Annotated in this window: 18 protein-coding genes and 1 pseudogene; 12 read left to right on the plus strand and 7 right to left on the minus strand. The window is 34.0% G+C overall.

Annotated features, from left to right (window positions below):
• Positions 1 to 33: 33 nt before the first annotated feature.
• The 5 genes from CQA38_RS02095 to CQA38_RS02115 all read left to right on the plus strand — a co-directional run bounded on the left by CQA38_RS02095 (position 34) and on the right by CQA38_RS02115 (position 4,062).
• Complete coding sequence (locus tag CQA38_RS02095) at positions 34 to 444, plus strand: RDD family protein (protein ID WP_137632353.1); 411 nt, start codon at positions 34 to 36, stop codon at positions 442 to 444.
• Positions 445 to 456: 12 nt separating this feature from the next.
• The gene (locus CQA38_RS02100) at positions 457 to 1,479 is read left to right on the plus strand and encodes a ribonucleotide-diphosphate reductase subunit beta (protein WP_137632354.1); all 1,023 of its coding nucleotides are present in this window, start codon (positions 457 to 459) and stop codon (positions 1,477 to 1,479) included.
• Between the two features lie 84 nt (positions 1,480 to 1,563).
• Positions 1,564 to 2,904: a nicotinate phosphoribosyltransferase gene (locus CQA38_RS02105; RefSeq protein ID WP_349290123.1), complete on the plus strand. Its 1,341-nt coding sequence runs from the start codon at positions 1,564 to 1,566 to the stop codon at positions 2,902 to 2,904.
• The gene (locus tag CQA38_RS02110; protein WP_137632356.1) at positions 2,901 to 3,530 is read left to right on the plus strand and encodes a protein-L-isoaspartate(D-aspartate) O-methyltransferase; all 630 of its coding nucleotides are present in this window, start codon (positions 2,901 to 2,903) and stop codon (positions 3,528 to 3,530) included. Before CQA38_RS02105 ends, CQA38_RS02110 begins: the two co-directional genes overlap by 4 nt.
• Positions 3,531 to 3,573: 43 nt before the next feature.
• Positions 3,574 to 4,062 carry a MerR family transcriptional regulator gene (locus tag CQA38_RS02115; RefSeq protein WP_137632357.1) on the plus strand — a complete coding sequence of 163 codons (489 nt, stop codon included), beginning with the start codon at positions 3,574 to 3,576 and terminating at the stop codon, positions 4,060 to 4,062.
• A gap of 153 nt (positions 4,063 to 4,215) precedes the next feature.
• On the opposite strand, the pseudogene CQA38_RS02120 reads toward CQA38_RS02115, so the two are convergent.
• Positions 4,216 to 5,244: pseudogene (locus CQA38_RS02120) on the minus strand (type II asparaginase); the annotation flags it as partial.
• A 145-nt stretch (positions 5,245 to 5,389) separates the two neighbouring features.
• Entirely contained in the window at positions 5,390 to 6,397 is a 1,008-nt protein-coding gene (locus CQA38_RS02125) for an aldo/keto reductase (RefSeq protein WP_212741805.1), read from the minus strand.
• A gap of 209 nt (positions 6,398 to 6,606) precedes the next feature.
• Between CQA38_RS02125 and CQA38_RS02130 the strand changes: the two genes are divergently transcribed.
• Positions 6,607 to 7,452 carry an aldo/keto reductase gene (locus tag CQA38_RS02130; protein WP_137632359.1) on the plus strand — a complete coding sequence of 282 codons (846 nt, stop codon included), beginning with the start codon at positions 6,607 to 6,609 and terminating at the stop codon, positions 7,450 to 7,452.
• 46 nt (positions 7,453 to 7,498) lie between these two features.
• On the plus strand, positions 7,499 to 8,479 hold the full coding sequence (locus CQA38_RS02135; protein WP_137632360.1) for an aldo/keto reductase: 981 nt from the start codon (positions 7,499 to 7,501) through the stop codon (positions 8,477 to 8,479).
• A 46-nt stretch (positions 8,480 to 8,525) separates the two neighbouring features.
• Here the strand turns inward: CQA38_RS02135 and CQA38_RS02140 are convergent, their stop codons facing one another.
• Positions 8,526 to 9,017 (minus strand): Rid family hydrolase, encoded by a 492-nt coding sequence (locus tag CQA38_RS02140; RefSeq protein WP_137632361.1) that lies wholly within the window; start codon positions 9,015 to 9,017, stop codon positions 8,526 to 8,528.
• A gap of 242 nt (positions 9,018 to 9,259) precedes the next feature.
• Between CQA38_RS02140 and CQA38_RS02145 the strand changes: the two genes are divergently transcribed.
• From CQA38_RS02145 to CQA38_RS02165, 5 genes are all read left to right on the plus strand, one after another.
• On the plus strand, positions 9,260 to 9,736 hold the full coding sequence (locus CQA38_RS02145) for a flavodoxin (RefSeq protein ID WP_137632362.1): 477 nt from the start codon (positions 9,260 to 9,262) through the stop codon (positions 9,734 to 9,736).
• Positions 9,737 to 9,747: 11 nt separating this feature from the next.
• The gene (locus tag CQA38_RS02150; protein ID WP_137632363.1) at positions 9,748 to 10,587 is read left to right on the plus strand and encodes an aldo/keto reductase; all 840 of its coding nucleotides are present in this window, start codon (positions 9,748 to 9,750) and stop codon (positions 10,585 to 10,587) included.
• 11 nt (positions 10,588 to 10,598) lie between these two features.
• Positions 10,599 to 11,564, plus strand: a complete 966-nt coding sequence (locus tag CQA38_RS02155; RefSeq protein ID WP_249355145.1) for an aldo/keto reductase — start codon at positions 10,599 to 10,601, stop codon at positions 11,562 to 11,564.
• 175 nt (positions 11,565 to 11,739) lie between these two features.
• Complete coding sequence (locus tag CQA38_RS02160) at positions 11,740 to 12,753, plus strand: aldo/keto reductase (RefSeq protein WP_249355149.1); 1,014 nt, start codon at positions 11,740 to 11,742, stop codon at positions 12,751 to 12,753.
• A 133-nt stretch (positions 12,754 to 12,886) separates the two neighbouring features.
• Positions 12,887 to 14,206: an MFS transporter gene (locus CQA38_RS02165; RefSeq protein WP_137632364.1), complete on the plus strand. Its 1,320-nt coding sequence runs from the start codon at positions 12,887 to 12,889 to the stop codon at positions 14,204 to 14,206.
• Positions 14,207 to 14,266: 60 nt separating this feature from the next.
• Here the strand turns inward: CQA38_RS02165 and CQA38_RS02170 are convergent, their stop codons facing one another.
• The 4 genes from CQA38_RS02170 to CQA38_RS02180 are packed head-to-tail and all read right to left on the minus strand — an operon-like array spanning position 14,267 to position 18,376.
• On the minus strand, positions 14,267 to 14,860 hold the full coding sequence (locus tag CQA38_RS02170) for a TdeIII family type II restriction endonuclease (protein ID WP_212741811.1): 594 nt from the start codon (positions 14,858 to 14,860) through the stop codon (positions 14,267 to 14,269).
• Complete coding sequence (locus CQA38_RS09445) at positions 14,833 to 15,015, minus strand: TdeIII family type II restriction endonuclease (protein WP_212741806.1); 183 nt, start codon at positions 15,013 to 15,015, stop codon at positions 14,833 to 14,835. Before CQA38_RS09445 ends, CQA38_RS02170 begins: the two co-directional genes overlap by 28 nt.
• Positions 15,012 to 16,784, minus strand: coding sequence for an AIPR family protein (locus tag CQA38_RS02175; protein WP_137632365.1), 1,773 nt, complete (start codon positions 16,782 to 16,784; stop codon positions 15,012 to 15,014). The genes CQA38_RS09445 and CQA38_RS02175 overlap by 4 nt, the downstream gene beginning before the upstream one ends.
• Positions 16,781 to 18,376 carry a DNA methyltransferase gene (locus CQA38_RS02180; protein ID WP_249355151.1) on the minus strand — a complete coding sequence of 532 codons (1,596 nt, stop codon included), beginning with the start codon at positions 18,374 to 18,376 and terminating at the stop codon, positions 16,781 to 16,783. The genes CQA38_RS02175 and CQA38_RS02180 overlap by 4 nt, the downstream gene beginning before the upstream one ends.
• Positions 18,377 to 18,526: the final 150 nt, after the last annotated feature.

The raw sequence follows: 18,526 nt of genomic DNA on the forward strand, positions 1-18,526 counted from the left end.
AACTTGATAGAAGGGGTTTGATACAAAGAAAAAATGAAAGCAAAAGCAAAGATAGCCTCAAGATTTATGCGTTTTAAGGCATTTTTGGTTGATATTTTTTTGATTTATACGCCGATTTTATATATTTGTTATTTTGCTTTAGGCTCAAAACAGGCGTTTTTAGAAAATCACCTTGTTATTTTTTTATGTTCTTTGTTTTTTGGGCTTATTCAGGCTTTGTTTTTAAGTTTTAAGGCTCAAAGTCCGGGTTTAAGGGCGTATGAGCTTTATTTGATTGATTCTAAAAAAGGCAATAAACTCGGTTTTTTAAGGATTATGCTAAGGTATATCGTGTTTTTGTTTGGCAGTGCTTTTCTTTTTGGCTTAGTGATGAGTTTTTTTAGAAAAGACGGCTTTATGCTTCATGATATACTCACTCGAAGCTGTATAGTCAGCAAAATTTAGAAAGGCTTTATAATGAAAAGAAAGAAAATCTACAATCCAAACTCCACCGAAACCCTCACCGAAAGAAAGGTGTTTGATGGCAACCCGCACGGAATTTTAAATTTCACCAAAGCAAAATACACTTGGGCGTTAAAACTTTGGGATTTAATGGAAGCAAACACTTGGTTTCCAAAAGAAGTTGATACCACAAGAGACGCACTTGATTATCGTTGCAATCTTACAGCAGCTGAAAAAAGAATGTATGATCTTGTCTGGAGCCAGCTCATCTCAATGGATAGCTTTCAAGCAAACAATCTTGCTGATAATATCAACCCATACATCACAGCCCCAGAAATCAACGCTATCTTAACGCGTCAAGCTTATGAAGAAGCTAATCATTCAAAGTCCTATGCTGTAATGGTTGAAGCCATTTGTGAAAACACTGACTTGATTTATGAAATGGAAAAGCACGATGAGACTTTAAGAGAAAAAAACGACTTCATAAGCTCGATTTATGAGGAGCTAGCTGGTGATGTTGATGATAATAAACTTTTGCTTGCTATGGTGGCAAATCAAATTTTAGAAGGTGTGTATTTTTACAGCGGTTTTACAGCAATCTACGCTCTAGCTAGAGCTGGCAAGATGCTAGGTTCTGCACAAATGATACGCTTTATCCAAAGAGATGAGATTACGCATTTGCTTTTATTTCAAAATATGATTAACTCAACACGAGCCGAACGTCCTGATCTTTTTAACAAAGAAAATGTGGATAAAATTTATGATATGTTTAAAAAAGCCGGTGAGCTTGAGATCAAATGGGGTAAATACATTACACAAAATCAAATCATGGGCTTTACAGATGATATTATAGAAGAATACATTCACTATCTCATCGATCAAAGACTTGTTGCGATTAACTTAGATCGAATTTATAATGCTAAACACCCTATAAAATGGGTTGATGACTTTTCTAAATTTAACGATCAAAGAGCGAATTTCTTTGAAGGCAAGGTTACAAATTATTCTAAAGGTAGCATTAGTTTTGATGATTTTTAAGCTTAATTTGTGCTTTTTAAGGGATAAATTTTGAAAGAAAACAAGATCAATCTAGCCTTGCTTTGTGATTTTTATGAATTTACTATGAGTAATGGCTATTTTAAGAGTGCTGATGCGGATACGATTTGTTATTTTGATGTCTTTTTCCGCAAAGTTCCAGATAAAGGCGGTTTTGTTATAGTCGCTGGTTTAGAGCAAATCATCACTTATATACAAAATTTACATTTTGATGAAGAGGATATCAACTTCTTAAGAGAACAAAAACTCTTCGATGAAGCCTTTTTAAGCTTTTTGAAAAAATTTCGCTTTAGTGGAGATATTAACGCCCTTGAAGAAGGACAGATCGCTTTTCCTTATGAGCCAATTTTAAGTGTCAAAGCTAGAGCTTGTGAAGCTCAACTTTTAGAAACTTTCATACTTTTAACACTAAATCACCAAAGCCTCATTGCTACAAAAGCAAGTAGAGTTGTAAGAGCGGCTAATGGTAGGGCTGTTTTGGAATTTGGCTCAAGACGCGCTCAAGGCATTGACGCAGCACTTAGCGGGGCAAGAGCAGCGTTTATAGGAGGATGTAAAGCTACTGCTTGCACGCTTGCAGGAAAGCTTTATAACATACCTGTAGCTGGAACTATGGCTCATTCTTGGGTACAAATGTTTGAAGATGAGTATGAAGCATTTAAGCGATACTGCGAGCTATATCCGCAAAATGCTGTGCTTTTGGTGGATACTTATGAGAGTATTCAAGGGATCAAAAATGCTATAAAAGCCTTTAAAGCGGTATTCAAAGGGGATAAAAATGCGAATTTAGGCATAAGGCTTGATTCTGGGGATTTATGCAAATTAAGCCAAAAAGCAAGGCTTATGCTTGATGAAGCAGGTTTAAATCACTGCAAAATCCTTGTTAGCGGTAGTTTAGATGAATACAAGATCAAAAACTTGCTTGAAAAAGGAGCAAAAATAGATGCCTTTGGAGTGGGTGAAAAGCTCATCACTGCTCAAAGCGAACCTGTTTTAGGCTGTGTATATAAGCTTGTTGCCACTCAAAAAACACGGCAGATCACACCAAAAATCAAGATCAGCGAAAACAGCGAAAAGATCACAAATCCAGCTCCTAAAAAGCTTTACCGCTTTTATGATAAAAGCTCGCACAAAGCTCTTTATGATAAACTCTATCTTGAAGATGAACTTGTAAACACAAAAGCAAATACCACAATACAAGCCTTACAAATACCTATCTTTCAAAAAGGCAAGCTCGTATATAAGAAAAAAAGCTTACACGAAATCGCTCAATTTAGTCAAGAAGCTCTTTTGCACTTTAATGACAAAATTACGAAATTTGAAAATTCAAGCAAATTTAAACTCTTACTTTCATTAAAACTGAGTAAATTAAAAGATGAGTTATTGCAAACAAGGAAAAGAAAATGACATTTTTCGAACAAAAACGTTGCAAAAGCATGGCAGAAGAAATCGCTGAAAAAACTTTTATCAACGAAGCCTTATTTAACGCCTTTTGTTCCGTGCCAAGAGAGCTTTTCTCGCCTTTAAAAGCCCATGCTTACAGCCTCAATGCCCTGCCAATGATAGGCAATCAATGGATAAGCTCGCCTTTAACCGTGGCTAAGATGACTATGGCTCTTGAGCTTAAAGATGTTGATAATGTGCTTGAGATAGGTTGTGGCTCTGGGTATCAAGCGGCGATTTTAAGCAAGATCGTGCGCCGTGTTTTTAGTGTAGAACGTATAGAAAATCTCGTAGAAAGTGCCAAAAAAACCTTTAACACGCTTGAATTACACAATATACTTGTCTTGCACGCGGACGGACAAGCTGGCTGGAGTCGCTACGCACCTTATGATCGCATACTTTTTTCAGCTTACGCACAAAGCATTCCAGATGCGATTTTTGAGCAACTCAAGGATGGAGGTATGCTTGTTGCACCTATGCTTATAAATAACAAACAATTCATCACAAGATTTTATAAAAAAGACGGCGAAATTCGCAAAGAAGTATTAGAAGAGTGCCTTTTTGTGCCAGTGCTTGACGGCAAAGAATAAAGCCTTATTCATTCATTTTAATAATTTCAAAAAAAGGAAATTTATGGCTTATACCATCAAAGAAGTAGAAAAACTTACAGGAGTAAGTGCTCATACCATTAGATACTGGGCTAAAAGGGGCTTGTTTTCTCACATTCAAAGAGATGAAAATAATGTGCGGTATTTTTCTCAAAGGGATTTACAATGGGTAGCCTTAGCTCAGTGTATGCGTGAAACGGGTATGAGTATAGCTAAAATTAGTGAGTTTGTAGAGCTTTGTAAATTAGGCGATAAAAGCATACCAGCAAGACTTAAGATGATTAAGGAGCAAGAAAAAGAGATATTATCCACGCTTGAGAGCTACACAAAAGCCTTAAAAGTCGTGCAAAAAAAGATCAGTTTTTATGAAGAAGTATTAGCAAAAGAAGAGCAAGATAAGCTTACTTTAGGACAAGATGAGAGGCTTAGAAATTATTATCAAGAAGAAAGGGATTATCAAAGCTTAAAAGATCACGCAAGCGCAAAGAAAAAGCTTGCAAGAAAAGAAAAATAAACTTTAGCATTTTCATCAAAATTTATTTGGCTTTGTTTTAAAGCCTTGAATTGAAAAGTTTTTTCTATAAATAGACTTAAAACAAAGCATAGTTTCAACTTAATTATATCGGTTTAAACTCTTGCAAGCTCAAACACGAGCTTAAAACTTAAATTAGTATTTTAAAAAATACTCTTGAATTTTTTTCGTATCTTTTGTTTTTGTTAAAGCAAGCATTAAAAGCACTCTTGCTTTTTGGGGATTTAAATCCTGTGCGTTGATAAAGCCTAAGTCCTCATCTTCTTTGCTTAATACCACAAAGCCAGCTCCTACTCGTGAGCTTATGGCTATGATAAGTCCTTGCTTGAGTAGTTCTTTGAGTGTGTTTTTGTGATTTTCGTGTATATTGCCAGCCCCACTTCCAGCGATAATTAAAGCCTTTGTGCCATTTTCAAATAAAGCTTTAGCAGCAACTGCGTTACTATCATTTGAATAAGTATAAAGTATATCTACTTTTGGTAAGCTTGAAAACTTGCTGACATCAAAAGGGGTATTTTTGCCATGTGCTTTAGTGGTATTATTATAAAAAGTTGCCTTACCATCTACTATATACCCCAAATCCCCAAAATCTGGCGAAGAAAAAGCATCTATATTTAAAGTATGCGTTTTTACCACTCCTCTTGCACTTTGAATTTTATCATTCATGGCTACCATTACGCCTTTGCCTTTAGCATTTTTATCAGCTGCTAGGGCTATGGCATTGTAAAGATTTTTAGGACCATCTGCACTTATAGCTGTTGAAGGACGCATGGCTCCTACTAAAACCACCGGTTTATCGCTTTTTATCACAAGGCTTAAAAAATACGCTGTTTCCTCCATAGTATCAGTGCCATGAGTAATCACCACAGCGTCAATATCACTTAAAAAAAGCTCATTGATCTTATGAGAAAGTGCAAGCCAAATGGTATCATTCATATCACAGCTATTAATATTTGCGATTTGATAACTTGAAATATCAGCTAAGCTCGCAAGCTCTGGCACTGCTTTAATAAGAGCTTCAACTCCTATAACACCGGCTGTATAGCCTGTGGTTGCTACTGCATTATCAATAGCCCCAGCGATCGTTCCTCCTGTAGCTAAGATAGCTATTTTAGGCTTTGTTTGCATTTTTTTCCTTACTTGAAAATTAAATTTTGTGATTTTGGCGTGCTTGAAATTTGATTATAGCATAATTTTAAGAGCGACAAGAGCAGATTTTGCCCTTGTCTTAAAGGAGTTTAAAAATGTTTCTTGCTTACACAAAACAAGAAAGTGTAAAAATTGCTTTGATTGTCCTTGTTAAATGAGATTATATCCTTTGTGCTTTAATCATCTCCCTTTCATTAAGCCACTTAATACGGGCTGGGTCTTGGTGATCAAGTCCTCTTTTGCCTGTGTCGAGTTTGGCAATATCATTTATATCTTGTGTGCTAAGATTAAAATCAAAAATATTAAGATTTTCTCTTTGGCGATTTGCATTACCACTTTTCACAACTGCGACTATACCTCTTTGGTGAATCCATCTTAAGATAACTTGGGCTGGGCTTTTGCCGTATTTTTTGCCTATACGCGCTAGGACTGGATTTTGCAAGATATTGTTTTTGCCTTGTGCGAGCGGACTCCACGCTTCCATTTGAATTCCAAGCTCTTTGAGTATCTCTTGAGTAGCGTAGTTTTGGAAAAGTGGGTTGCATTCGACTTGATTTACGGCTGGTTTGATTTCTTGATTTTGCACAAAATCCATAATGCGAGCTGGATCAAAATTACTCACCCCTATAGCTCTTACTCTTTTTTCTTTATAAAGCTTACTCATCGCCCTATAAGCGCCATAAGTATCATTTACAGGTTGATGAATGAGATACAAATCAGCATAGTCTATATTTAAACGTTTTAAGCTATCCTCATAAGCTTTACCAGCTAAAGCCTCAGTAGCAAAGGCTTTAAAAAGCTTAACCGTGATGAAAAGCTCTTCTCTTTTTACCCCAGTAGCTTTTAAAGCATACCCCACGCCTTCTTCATTGCCATAACTTTGGGCTGTATCAAAAAGGCGGTAACCAAGCTCAAGGGCAGATTCAACCGCCATTTGAGTTTGTTTTTGATCACCAAGCCTTAAGACTCCAAAGCCTAGCATAGGCATTTTAACGCCATTATTTAAAGTAACAGTTGGCACAGCACTGCCTAAATTTGAAGCTTTTGCAGAGTCTGCGCCAAAAAGCGAGCTAGATGCTCCCAACACACCAAGCGTAGCTATACCAAGTTTAGCTGAGTTTTTCAAAAACTCTCTTCTATCCTTGCTTAATTCGTTTTGCGAATTCATACTTTTTCCTTTCTTTAAAATAAAATTATGCTTTTTATTTCTTATCAAAAAGATCAAAATAAAAAACTTAAAGAAATTATAAATGATGAGAGCCGCTCTCAGTCAAGAGTAAATTTAAAAAATTTACAATTTTTTTCAAATTTAGCCTTGACAAACACTAGGTGTAAGGCTATATAATTTTATAAGATTTTAAAAATAAAGGAGAAAAAATGAAATATATCACCTTAAACAATGGCGTAAAAATGCCTATACTAGGCTATGGGACTTTTCAAATCACAGATTTAAAAGAAGCTCAGCGTTGTGTTGAGGACGCTTTAAATGTGGGGTATCGTAGCTTTGATACGGCTCAGGCTTATTTTAATGAAGAAGCTTTAGGAGCTGCTTTTAAAGTAAGTGGGGTAAAACGAGAAGAGCTTTTTATCACTACAAAGCTTTGGGTAAGCCATGCCAATGAAAAAGACGCACTCAAGGCGTTTGAAACTTCGATGAAAAAGCTTGGGCTTGATTATTTGGATCTTTATCTTATCCATCAACCTGTCAATGATGTCTATGGCGCGTGGCGGGCGATGAGTAAGCTCTATAAAGAGGGCAGGATAAAGGCAATTGGCGTAAGTAACTTCTTGCCTGATCGCCTCGTGGATTTTTGTATGAATAATGAAATAAAGCCCGCGGTAAATCAAATCGAATGCAATCCATTTCACCAAAGAGTAGATTTTCAAAAACTAATGGGCGAATATGGCGTAGCGGTAGAATCATGGGCGAGCTTTGGTGAGGGTAAGCAAAATATGTTTAAAAATCCCACTTTACTAAAAATCGCTCAAAAACATAATAAAAGTGTGGCGCAAGTGATTTTAAATTGGCTTATTGGGCGTGGTATTATCGTTATCCCAAAAACGACGAGAAAAGAGCGCATGATAGAGAATTTCAATGTGTTTGATTTTGAGTTAGATTCTGATGACAAGGTGCAGATTGCAAAACTTGAAAAAGGCGAGAGCCTCTTTTTCAACCACGCTGATCCAGCGATGGTAAAATACCTAAATGAGCTTTTTAAATAGTGGGTTCAATGAGCGACATAAAGAAAAATTGTAAAAAGGAGTGAAAATGCTAGCACAAAGAATTTTAGGCTCAAGTGGCATAAGTGTAAGTGCTTTGGGGCTTGGGTGTATGGGTATGAGTTTTGCCTATGGCAAGGCAAAAGATAAAGATGAGATGATAAAGCTTTTGCGTGAGGCTTATGAACTTGGGGTGAGTTTTTTTGATACAGCTGAAGCTTATACAGGCAATGAAGAGCTTTTAGGCGAGGCTTTTCAAGGCATTCGTGATAAACTTGTTATCGCAAGCAAATTTGGCATTTATACTCAAGATAACAAGCAGTATCAAGACTCAAAGCCAAGCACGATAAGAAAGGCTATTGAAGGTTCTTTGAGGCGTTTAAAAACTGATTGTATTGATCTGTATTATCAGCACAGAGTTGATACAAATGTGCCTATAGAAGAAGTAGCTGGCGTGATGAAAGAGCTTATTAAGGAAGGTAAAATCAGGGCTTGGGGCTTAAGTGAAGCTGGGGCAAAAACCATACAAAAAGCCCATGAAATTTTGCCACTAGCGGCTTTGCAAAGTGAGTATTCTATGTGGTTTAAAGAGCCGGAAAATGAAATTTTACCGCTTTTAGAAAGTCTAAATGTCGCTTTTGTTGCTTTTTCTCCACTTGGCAAGGGCTTTTTAACAGGCTCAATGAATGAAAAATCAAGCTTTGAAAATGGGGATTTTCGCTCAATTTTACCGCGTTTTACAAAAGAAGCTTTAAAAGAAAATCAAATTCTAAGCGAGTTTTTAAATGACTTTGCCCGTACAAAAAATACAAATGCGGCAAATTTAGCTCTTGCATGGTTGTTGTATCAAAAAGATTTTATAGTGCCTATATTTGGGACTACAAGCTTGACTCGTTTAAAGCAAAACCTAGAAGCGTTAAAACTTGAGCTAAGCAAGGCGGATTTAAAAGCGATAAATGAAAAGCTAAGTCAAATCACTATCAAGCAAAAACGCTATCCACCAGAGCTTGAAGCAAGGGTTGGAAAGTAAAACTAGACTAAACTTTGCCTTAAAAATCTAAGGCAAAGTTAAAAATTTATTTATATGCTTCAACAACAACTTCAACACGCATTCTAGGATCGCCTAGTCCTGCTACTTGCACGCTAGTCCAAAGTGGTAAATTTTGGCATCTTGATTTAAACTGCTGTGACATTGTTTGATTGATTTCTTCTGTGATTTTGCCTGTAAAATATGTCGTTACGCTATAAACCTTGCTCCAATCACTCCCAGCTGATTCTAAAGCAAAAGCTACATTTTCAAAAGCTTGATTAATCTCATCTTTTAAGTCTTTATGTGGAAAGTTAAAATCCCTGTCCCAGCCACCTTGTCCTGAAATTTTAACGATAGAATCGTTAATGATAACAGCTCCATTGTAGCCGTGGTGATTTTGCATTTCACCTATTTTGCCTTCTAGTTTTATGTATTCAACTTTTGAATTTTTCATATTTTCTCCTTGAATGTTATGACAACCTGCAAACGCAAGCATTACGCAAAGCATTATTGCTGTGTTTTTAAGATGATTTGGCATAATTGCTCCTTATTGTTTTTTGTGTCGTGAGGGTGAAATTTTATTACATAGAAATTAAATATATAGTTAATATAAAAGTAAAAATTTTAAATTCGTAAAAACTCTTTTGAACTCTATGAAAAAATTTTAAAAAAAATTTGCAATTTTTTTAATTTTACTCTTGACAGACACTTGGTGTCAGCTCATAAAATTTTATTTACAAATGCAAAAAAAGCATTTGACAAAGTAAATAAAGGAGCAAAATGAAAATTTTGGTTGCATTTTTTAGTGTAAGTGGGATCACTAAAGAAATCGCTCAAAATATCGCAAGTATCACAGCTGCTGATATTTTTGAGATAAGCCCTCAAGAACCTTATAGCAGGGCGGATTTAGATTGGAGCGATGAAAATAGTCGCACAAGCTTAGAAGCTAAGGATAAAAACTCACGCCCAAAGATCGCTCAAAGCATTGATATATCAAGCTATGAAGTGATATTTATAGGCTTTCCTATCTGGTGGTATACAGCTCCACACATCATCTATACTTTTTTAGAAAGTTATGATTTTACTGATAAAACCATCGTGCTATTTTGCACGAGTGGGGGCAGTGATTTAAGCAATGCTTATCGTGATATGGAAAAAATCGTGCCAGATGCTATTTTCAAATATGGCAAATGCTTTCATTTTGGCGAAAGTAGAGCAAGTATAAGAAAATGGCTGGAAAGCTTGAATTTAAAATAAAAAGGAGATAAATGAACTTCATCACTTTAAATAATGGCGTTAAAATGCCTATGCTAGGCTATGGCACTTATAATTTAGACGCTAAAACAACAAGAAGATGTGTTGAGGACGCGTTAAGTGTAGGTTACCGTAGTATTGATACGGCTGAGTTTTACAAAAATGAAGAAGCCATTGGCGAGGCTATAATTGCTAGTGGGATAAAAAGAGAGGAACTTTTTATCACAAGTAAAATTTGGGTAAGCAATATGAATGAAAATGTGGCATTAAAAGCCTTTGAAGCTTCACTTAAAAGATTAAGGCTTGATTATTTAGATTTATATCTTATCCATTGGCCTGTTGGTGATATTTATGGAGCGTGGCGAGCGATGAGTAAATTATATAAAGAGGGCAAAATAAAAGCTATTGGTGTAAGTAATTTCCTGCCTGATAGAATCGTGGATTTTTGTATAAATAATGAGATAAAACCAGCGATAAATCAAGTAGAATGCAATCCTTTATATCAAAGAGCCAATTTGCAAAAAGTCATGCAAGAATATAATGTTGCAATGCAATCTTGGGCTAGCTTTGGGCAAGGCAGAAGCGGTGTGCTTGATAACAATGAGCTAGCAAAAATTGCTAAAAAACATAATAAAAGCATAGCTCAAGTTGTGCTAAATTGGCTAATTGAACGCGATATAGTTGTGATTCCAAAATCAACTAAAAAAGAGCGTATGATAGAGAATCTAAATGTATTTGATTTTAGCTTAGATGAGAGCGATAAAGCCCAAATTGCAAAGCTTGAAAAAGGTGTAAGCGGCTTAGGAAATCAGCAAGATCCACAACGAGTAAAAAGACTTATTGAATTACGATAAAAGGAGCAATAATGCAAAATACAACAAATGATAGAAGAGAATTTCTTAAAACAAGCCTAAAAGCTGGGGTAGTTTTGGGGCTTAGTGGAGTTTTAGGAAGCCTAAGTGCTAATACGACAAATTCACAAGGAGTAAAAATGCAATTTAGCACCCTAAATAATGGCGTAAAAATGCCTATGCTAGGCATTGGAACGCTCAATATGGGAAATACAAAAGAAGTGCAAAACGCCATAGAATCAGCCTTAGAGGTGGGATACAGACTCATTGACACAGCCCAAAGATATGGCACAGAAGAGGGCGTGGGAGCTGGGATTAAATCAAGTGGGATAAAAAGAGAGGAAATTTTTATCACAACTAAACTTCGCCCAAGCCTTACAAATGAAAAAGATGCTTTAAAAGCATTTGAAGGCTCTTTGAAGAACTTGCAAACTGATTATGTGGATTTATTTTTATTGCACTGGCCACTAAATGATACTTATGGAGCGTGGCGTGTGATGAGTAAATTACATAAAGAAGGCAGGATTAAAGCTATTGGAGTTTGTAATTTCCTGCCTGATAGAATCGTGGATTTTTGCTTAAATAACGAAATAAAACCTGCGATAAATCAAGTTGAATGCAATCCTTTATATCAAAGAGCCAATTTGCAAAAAGTCATGCAAGAATATAATGTAAAGTTAGAATCTTGGGCTAGCTTTGGACAAGGGCGAAGCGGAGTGCTTGATAATCCTGTGTTAATGAGTATCGCTAAAAAACACAACAAAAGCGTGGCTCAAGTGATTTTAAGGTGGCTAATTGAGCGTGATATTATCGTCATTCCAAAAACAACACGAAAAGAAAGAATGCTAGAAAATATCAACATATTTGACTTTAAGCTTGATGAAAATGATAAAACAGCTATAGCAAAGCTTGATAAGGGCGTAAGTTTGTCATTTAATCAACAAGATGTAGAGCGAGTAAAATGGCTTAATAGCCTATAAATTCAAAGCCAAGCTTGACATAAAAAAACTTTGTGAAAAGCTTGGTTTAATTTAAAAAATTTACAAATTTTTTAAATTTGCTCTTGACTGAGAGCCGCTCTCATCATTTATAATTTCTTTTTTATTTTGATGAAAAATAAAAAAGAAAAATTTACTTAAAATAAAGGAAAAGAGTATGAACTCACAAAATAAAACTATTTTAAACAACGAAAGAAGAGAGTTTTTAAAAAACTCAGCCAAACTTGGCGTAGCAACACTTGGTGTGTTAGGCTCGGCTCACTCGCTTTTTGGCGCAGACTCTGTAGAAGCTTCAAATTTAGGCAGTGCTGTGCCTTTTGTCACACTAAATAATGGCGTTAAAATGCCTATGGTGGGTTTTGGCACCTTTAATATGAAAGATTTAAAAGAAGTGCAAACTAGCGTGGAGTCTGCTTTAGAAGTGGGTTATAGACATTTTGATACAGCACAAAGATATGGTAGCGAAGAAGGCTTAGGAGCTGGGATTAAGGCAAGTGGGGTAAAAAGAGAGGAAATTTTCATCACAACAAAGCTTTTACCACGCTTTGCAAATGAAAAAGATACGCTAAGGGCTTTTGAGGATTCTTTAAAAAGATTGCAAACTGATTATGTGGATTTATTTTTGTTGCACTGGCCTGTAAATGACACTTATGCAGCGTGGAGGATAATGAGTAGATTACAAAAAGAAGGCAGGATAAAAGCTCTTGGAGTATGCAACTTTACAGCAGATCGCCTTGTGGATTTTTGTATTAATAACGAGATAAAACCAGCTATTAATCAAGCTGAGTTTCACCCCTTATATCAACGCACAGCCTTACAGAAAGCAGGTGAAGAATACGGCGTAAAGCTTGTTTCTTGGTCGAGTTTTGGAAGAGGACGCGAGGGTGTGCTTGATAATAAAGAACTAGCAAGAATTGCTAAAAAATATAATAAAAGCGTAGCTCAAGTGGTGTTAAGATGGCTTATAGAGCAAGACATCATCGTTATGCCAAAAACGACGAGAAAAGAAAGAATGATAGAAAATATCAGTATATTTGACTTTAAGCTTGATGAGAGTGATAAAACAGCGATTGCTAAGCTTGATAAGGGGAAAAGTTTGTTTTATGATCCTCAAGATGTTGAAAGAATAAAGTGGTTTAATAGCAAAGAATACGATATTATAAAGCTTTAAGATAAAAATCAAGCCCTAATGCAAGAAAAATAATAAAAAATATCAAAAAATCGTAAATTTTTGAACTTTAGCCTTGACAGACACTAGGTGTTTGGTTTTATAATTACATAAAAATAAATAAGGATAAAAGAAAATGCTAATACAAAACTTTTTATATAGGATTTTAAATTTACAAAAGGGCGAGTTTTTCTTGCTTTTGTATTCATTTTTGTTTATGTTTTTACTCTTTGCAAGTTATGGGATTTTACGCCCCATTAGAGACGCTTTGGGATTGCAAGGAGGAAGCGAGGAGCTAAAATGGCTTTTTTTAGGCACCTTTATAGCAACCTTGCTTTGTTCTGTGCTAGCTATGTGGTTGAGCGGTTTTGTCAAACGCAGGCTTTATATAGATTGTATTTTTGGCTTTTTTACGCTGAATTTACTTTGTTTTTTTGTGGCTATGCTTAACATTGCTCCTGAAAGTGAGTATTTTGTCTATCTTAGCCGAACTTTTTATATTTGGGTGAGCGTGTTTAATATTTTTATCATCTCAAGTGCGTGGAGCTTGCTTGTAGATGTGTATAGCAAAGAAAGATCGCAACGTCTTTTTGGCATAATCATCGCTGGAGTGAGCTTGGGCGGGATTTTGGGCGCGTCTTTAGTGAGCTTTCTTAAAGGAGTTTTGCAGACGCAAAATTTCATACTCATTTCTGTAGTATTTTTAGCCCTTGCTATCCTTCTTAAATACCTTATCGTCCAAGAAAGCTTTAAGCTTTTAGGAAAAAGCGATGATAAAAGCAATCCCTTACAAGCCTTAAAAGAACGCTTTTCTAAGCCAATAGGCTCAAAAAATCCCTTTGTAGGCTTTGAGCTTATCATCAAAAGCCCTTATTTAATGGCATTTGTAGGTTTTATCTTGCTTTTAACAAGTGTAAGCACCTTTTTATATGTCGAACAAGGCAGGATCATAGAAGAGCTTTTTCCGCGTTCAAGTGAGGGTTATAGAGAAGCAAGAGCTGCAGCCTTTGCAAATATAGACTTAATCGTGCAAAGTGCAAGCTTTTTTATCCAGTTTTTCCTCACTTCAAGGATAGTCAAACTCATAGGGCTAAAATGGCTACTTTCAAGCCTTGGACTAATCATCGCCATTGGCTTTGTAGTGCTAGCCTTTACTCACCCAGCCTTCTTACCGATAGTAGTTGTAATGTCCATACGCAGGATAGGCGAATACGCTCTCATACGTCCAGGCAGAGAAATGCTCTTTGTGCCACTTGATTCAGAGTCAAAATACAAGGTCAAAAACTTCCTTGATACAGTAGTATATAGAGGAGGAGACGCCATAAGCGCACAAGTTGAAGGAGCTATAGCTACAATCGGTATTCCAGCTGTACTTCTTGCAGGAGCTGGAATAAGCCTTCAATGGAGCATACTTGGCTGGTATCTTGGGAAAAAGTATGAGAAGGAGTTGGGTTGAGTCTAGCTCCTTGTTTTTTGAGTAGTTTTTCAGATATTTTTTGACTTTGAAATATTGAATTTATATTTTAAAGTTCTTAAAATATAAATCTATTTCATCTCTCATCTCTATACCAACTTCCTCAAAAGCTCTCAAAAGCATATGATAGCTTTCATCTTGACTTAAAAAATTCCAGAATTCATCTGCAACTTTTAATTCTTGTTCTAAATCAAGCATGCCAGCCATCGTCCACCTTTCATAAGGTTTTGGCTCGTAAGGATTGTAAGGTATGGCAATAAGACTATGGATACTAACATTATCATTTGCATAAGCATAACTTGCTATCCAAGTTAAAAGCGTGCGTTTAAACTCTTTAAATCCTCCCTTATTTGGCTTAGCTGTTTTTATGTCAATCAAATATACATTATTGTCTTTGCGTAAAAATAAGTCTACTTTTGTGGGCTTTATTTTGCTTGTTTCACCACTTCTTGCCACCTCTAAAATTCTAGCAATTTCTTTACTTTTATCTGGTTTGCTAGCCCCACTTTCTAAAGAATTCATAATGTCTTGTATTACTCTTTCAGCCTGTTTTGTTATTGTATCTCCAGCATTACTTTGTCTTTTTATCTCATCAAATTTGTTAAATGCTAGTTCTTCGGCAATTGGTTCAAAAATACTCGTGCCAAAATTTGTATAAAACTATATAATGCCATTCTATCCTTACCTAAAAGTCTTGTATGAAAAGGCATAAATGAAGTTTCTGGATTATAACTTTCAAATTTTTGTCTCAATGCAAGTTTTAGCCTATCTTTGATTTTTTGTTTTATCATTGTTTTATTTCATCTTTTATTATTGTTATAAAATTATCAAAATCTTTAATTACTTTTGTGATTGGCGAATATAGTGTTTTTGCATTGCTTTCAATATTGGAATAACCGCTTGTATAAAGTTTTTCTGCTATCTTATCAATAATATTATTAAATTGATTTTCTTCATTAAGTAGCTTAAATAAGATACCATAGAAGACTTCTACATATTCATTATTGATGGTTGGCATATCCCCTATCTTTTTTGGTTTTTTAAAATTTTTATCTAATGAGATTATTTCAAAAACAACATATGCTATATGGTGTTTTAGTAAATGTTTTTTATCTCCTTGTTTTTTATTTTGTCGTAGTTTTGATTCAATTTTTGCAAATAAGCAAGTGCAAATAAAAAATAATTTACAATAAGAATTTTGATCAAGTTTATTTAAACTTTCTAAATATTTGTTCATTGTTACATCAAAATATCCAGAAGCACGATGTGGAATTTGAAATAACGTAGACATTAATGCTCTCAGGATATATGGTAAATCAACATTAATATAGTCACTTTTATCTTTTTCCCCAACTCTACGTTTGTAATATATATTCATATTTTGATTCAAGTTGAACATATCTTCTAAGTTTTTGAAAAATTCTTTATTTGATAATAATTGATAACTATCTATTTGGTTCTGACTATTTGAAGCCATTGCAATGGATTCTATCTCTTCTTCATCTGCTACTTCAATTATCTTTACAAATAACAAAGCATTTTGTAATTTTTCAATATTTACTTGCTCTTTGTATAATTCAAAAAGCGAGCTAATTGTTTGGCAACCATTAATTATTTTAATAGAATCAAATTCATAACCTTTAAGACCACAGTTAATTTTTGATGTTAGTATAGTAATTCCATTATTGTAAATATGGAATTTATCACTTTTAATTTTCGCGGTTTCTTGTATGTTTTCATTGATAGACGTTTTACCTAAAAAAAGTCTTATGTTATCGTCAAATATACCACTTTTTAATGTCTTTTTGCTATTATTGTCAAAAGATATCACTTCCATTATTTGACTAATATTGATATATCCTACACAAGATTGTATAGAATTATCCATAAATATTAATTGTTCTTTTGGTATAACCATCTTTATACCATCTTTAGTGCTTTCATAGCTTTTTCTTAAGAATTCACTCCCTATTATGGATGTCTCTATTTCCATATATTGTTTAATTTCATCTTCTTGCAAATTAATTATATCTTGCCAATTACTTCTTAGTGATATAGTATCCTTCTCATCTTTTTGAGTACAAAAATAAAAATTAATTTTCATACTTTTATTGTTTTTACTATCTGCGGTATCAAAATAATCAATACAATTATATATTTCCAATATTTTTTTATTTGTATGTTCTCCCCTACATTTTATAAGTTCTTTAATTGTGTAATACGATTTTTGTAAACTACCATTATCAACACTTGATGAATTTTTTGCTTCAATTATAAAGAATTCTACATCTTTAAATTGTTTTTCATTGTCAAATAATTGCATATAATTTTTTATAGAATAAATAGCATTATCTACCAATATGAAAAATCCATCTATTCCCGGCAGATTATCATCTAACCAAATTTGCTTTAAAGTGTCTTTATCGCAATGGATTGCGTTTGATATGGCAATCATACAAGTGGAGAATATTTCAAACTGTTGGCTATCCGATAAATTTTTATTGTCATATAATTCTGCACAATAAGCTCTCATATATTTATTAATTCTAGTCTGTATCACTTTAACTCCTTTAAATGAAAAATACTTTCGCTGTATTTATTTTTATCTTTTTCGCTGCGGTTAATTACTGCTCTATCATAGCGTTTTATGATTTGCATGTTAGCCTTTTTTGCGATTTTTTCATAGAGATTAAATTTATCATTTGCTACTAAAAATATATTATAATCTTGCTTTAAAAATGGTTTTGCATTTAGTAAAACATCTGCTATCTTATTAACATATTTTTCTTGTGCATTTTTGCTTTGTCCTTCACTTAAGCTGCCTATTTCATATTCATCTTTTCGTTTTAAATCAAAAATATCATAGGCATAAGCGTGCTGTTCGTGATAATCAATAAGCCCAACATAAGGCGGAGAGCTAAAGATTCCAGCAATTTTTTGCTTTTCGAGTAAAGATTGAAAATTGCCATCTTGTAAATTTTCTTTTAAATTTATATTTGTAGAATCTCCATTTAGGCATATTTGAAAAGTATTTGTTTTAAGCGCATTAAATTCCTTAAGTCTTTTTAGAGTATCATTAGAATAACTTTTAAACCACTTGATAACACTAAACAATGGTTTGCAGATTCTGCCATGTTTGCTGCAATAATAAGCTTTATTGATCGGTTGGGTGAGAGTGGCTAAGTCAGAATGTGTAGTCGCCCTACAAGAACGAGCTGTGCGACTTAAGATAATCATTAAAATATCCTGTATATCTTTATCAGCCTTTAATATCTCATTCTTAAGCAATAAAATTTCTTGTTTTATAGAATCAAAATACCATTTTTCAAAAAAATTTCCCTCTGTATTTGTGTGTATATTAATATCAAATTGTTTGATTAAATTTTCATATATAGGCAAAAATTCTTGCAGTTTTTGGGCTGAATATGTTTTTTCATCTATATTTTTCAAAGCTACTGCTCTTTTAAAATCCTTATTTGGAAAATATTTTTGATTAAATAGGCTTAGTTCAGTGTTTAAGGTATTTTCAAATTCGATAATTTTAGTTTGTGATATATGATTTTCTAAAATTTTTATTAATGTATTTATTTGAGTAGCTAAAGCTTGCAAATCATAATTTTTAATTTTTGCATTTGAAAGCAAGGTATTAAAATGTGAAATATCAACACCAATAGCATGCATACCAAGTTCATTTGCTACGCATAATGTTGTCCCACTACCGCAAAATGGATCTAGCACTATATCGTTTTTATGAAAAAATACATCTTCTTTTAAAAAATCAGCATGAGAATCTAGAAAATATTCCACAAGTTGAGGTATAAATTTGCCCTTGTATGGGTGCAAACGATGAATATGTTTTGTTGTCTGTGCCTCTTTGAAATTTGCAAATGAGAGTGGATGGGCTAAGTCCTGCTTTGATTTAATACTTGTATCATAATAAGCTTTTAGCTCGTTTTTATCAATGAGATTTTCTTTAGGATTTGTAGAATGATTGGCTATTTTTCCATAATTTAAAAGATAGATTATATTATTACTTGTAACATTTTTACCCAAATACTCACTTGCAAATGTAGCTGCTTGTTTTGGGGTTAGGAAGTCATTGCAATTTATTTTTTTATTTTTACTAAGATGAGCAACTTGCGTCATTTTCATTCCTAAAAATTTAATTATTTTCAAACAAGCTAAAAAAACAAAATTATACCCCAAACAAACTTATAAAATCGTTATTTATTAGAGTATTTTTTAAAATCCCCTTGACAGATACCAAGTATCATGTCTTATAATTTTATATGCAAAATCTAT

Origin of the sequence: Campylobacter sp. MIT 12-5580 (assembly GCF_005406235.1) — a bacterium.
Taxonomy (GTDB): Bacteria; Campylobacterota; Campylobacteria; order Campylobacterales; family Campylobacteraceae; genus Campylobacter_D.

Excerpts from the sequence above, each read along its gene's own strand:
- CQA38_RS02095 (WP_137632353.1), top strand. The coding sequence starts at position 34 with ATGAAAGCAAAAGCAAAGATAGCCTCAAGATTTATGCGTTTTAAGGCA.
- CQA38_RS02100 (WP_137632354.1), top strand. The coding sequence starts at position 457 with ATGAAAAGAAAGAAAATCTACAATCCAAACTCCACCGAAACCCTCACC.
- CQA38_RS02105 (WP_349290123.1), top strand. The coding sequence starts at position 1,564 with ATGAGTAATGGCTATTTTAAGAGTGCTGATGCGGATACGATTTGTTAT.
- CQA38_RS02110 (WP_137632356.1), top strand. The coding sequence starts at position 2,901 with ATGACATTTTTCGAACAAAAACGTTGCAAAAGCATGGCAGAAGAAATC.
- CQA38_RS02115 (WP_137632357.1), top strand. The coding sequence starts at position 3,574 with ATGGCTTATACCATCAAAGAAGTAGAAAAACTTACAGGAGTAAGTGCT.
- CQA38_RS02125 (WP_212741805.1), bottom strand. The coding sequence starts at position 6,397 with ATGAATTCGCAAAACGAATTAAGCAAGGATAGAAGAGAGTTTTTGAAA.
- CQA38_RS02130 (WP_137632359.1), top strand. The coding sequence starts at position 6,607 with ATGAAATATATCACCTTAAACAATGGCGTAAAAATGCCTATACTAGGC.
- CQA38_RS02135 (WP_137632360.1), top strand. The coding sequence starts at position 7,499 with ATGCTAGCACAAAGAATTTTAGGCTCAAGTGGCATAAGTGTAAGTGCT.
- CQA38_RS02140 (WP_137632361.1), bottom strand. The coding sequence starts at position 9,017 with ATGCCAAATCATCTTAAAAACACAGCAATAATGCTTTGCGTAATGCTT.
- CQA38_RS02145 (WP_137632362.1), top strand. The coding sequence starts at position 9,260 with ATGAAAATTTTGGTTGCATTTTTTAGTGTAAGTGGGATCACTAAAGAA.
- CQA38_RS02150 (WP_137632363.1), top strand. The coding sequence starts at position 9,748 with ATGAACTTCATCACTTTAAATAATGGCGTTAAAATGCCTATGCTAGGC.
- CQA38_RS02155 (WP_249355145.1), top strand. The coding sequence starts at position 10,599 with ATGCAAAATACAACAAATGATAGAAGAGAATTTCTTAAAACAAGCCTA.
- CQA38_RS02160 (WP_249355149.1), top strand. The coding sequence starts at position 11,740 with ATGAACTCACAAAATAAAACTATTTTAAACAACGAAAGAAGAGAGTTT.
- CQA38_RS02165 (WP_137632364.1), top strand. The coding sequence starts at position 12,887 with ATGCTAATACAAAACTTTTTATATAGGATTTTAAATTTACAAAAGGGC.
- CQA38_RS09445 (WP_212741806.1), bottom strand. The coding sequence starts at position 15,015 with ATGATAAAACAAAAAATCAAAGATAGGCTAAAACTTGCATTGAGACAA.
- CQA38_RS02180 (WP_249355151.1), bottom strand. The coding sequence starts at position 18,376 with ATGAAAATGACGCAAGTTGCTCATCTTAGTAAAAATAAAAAAATAAAT.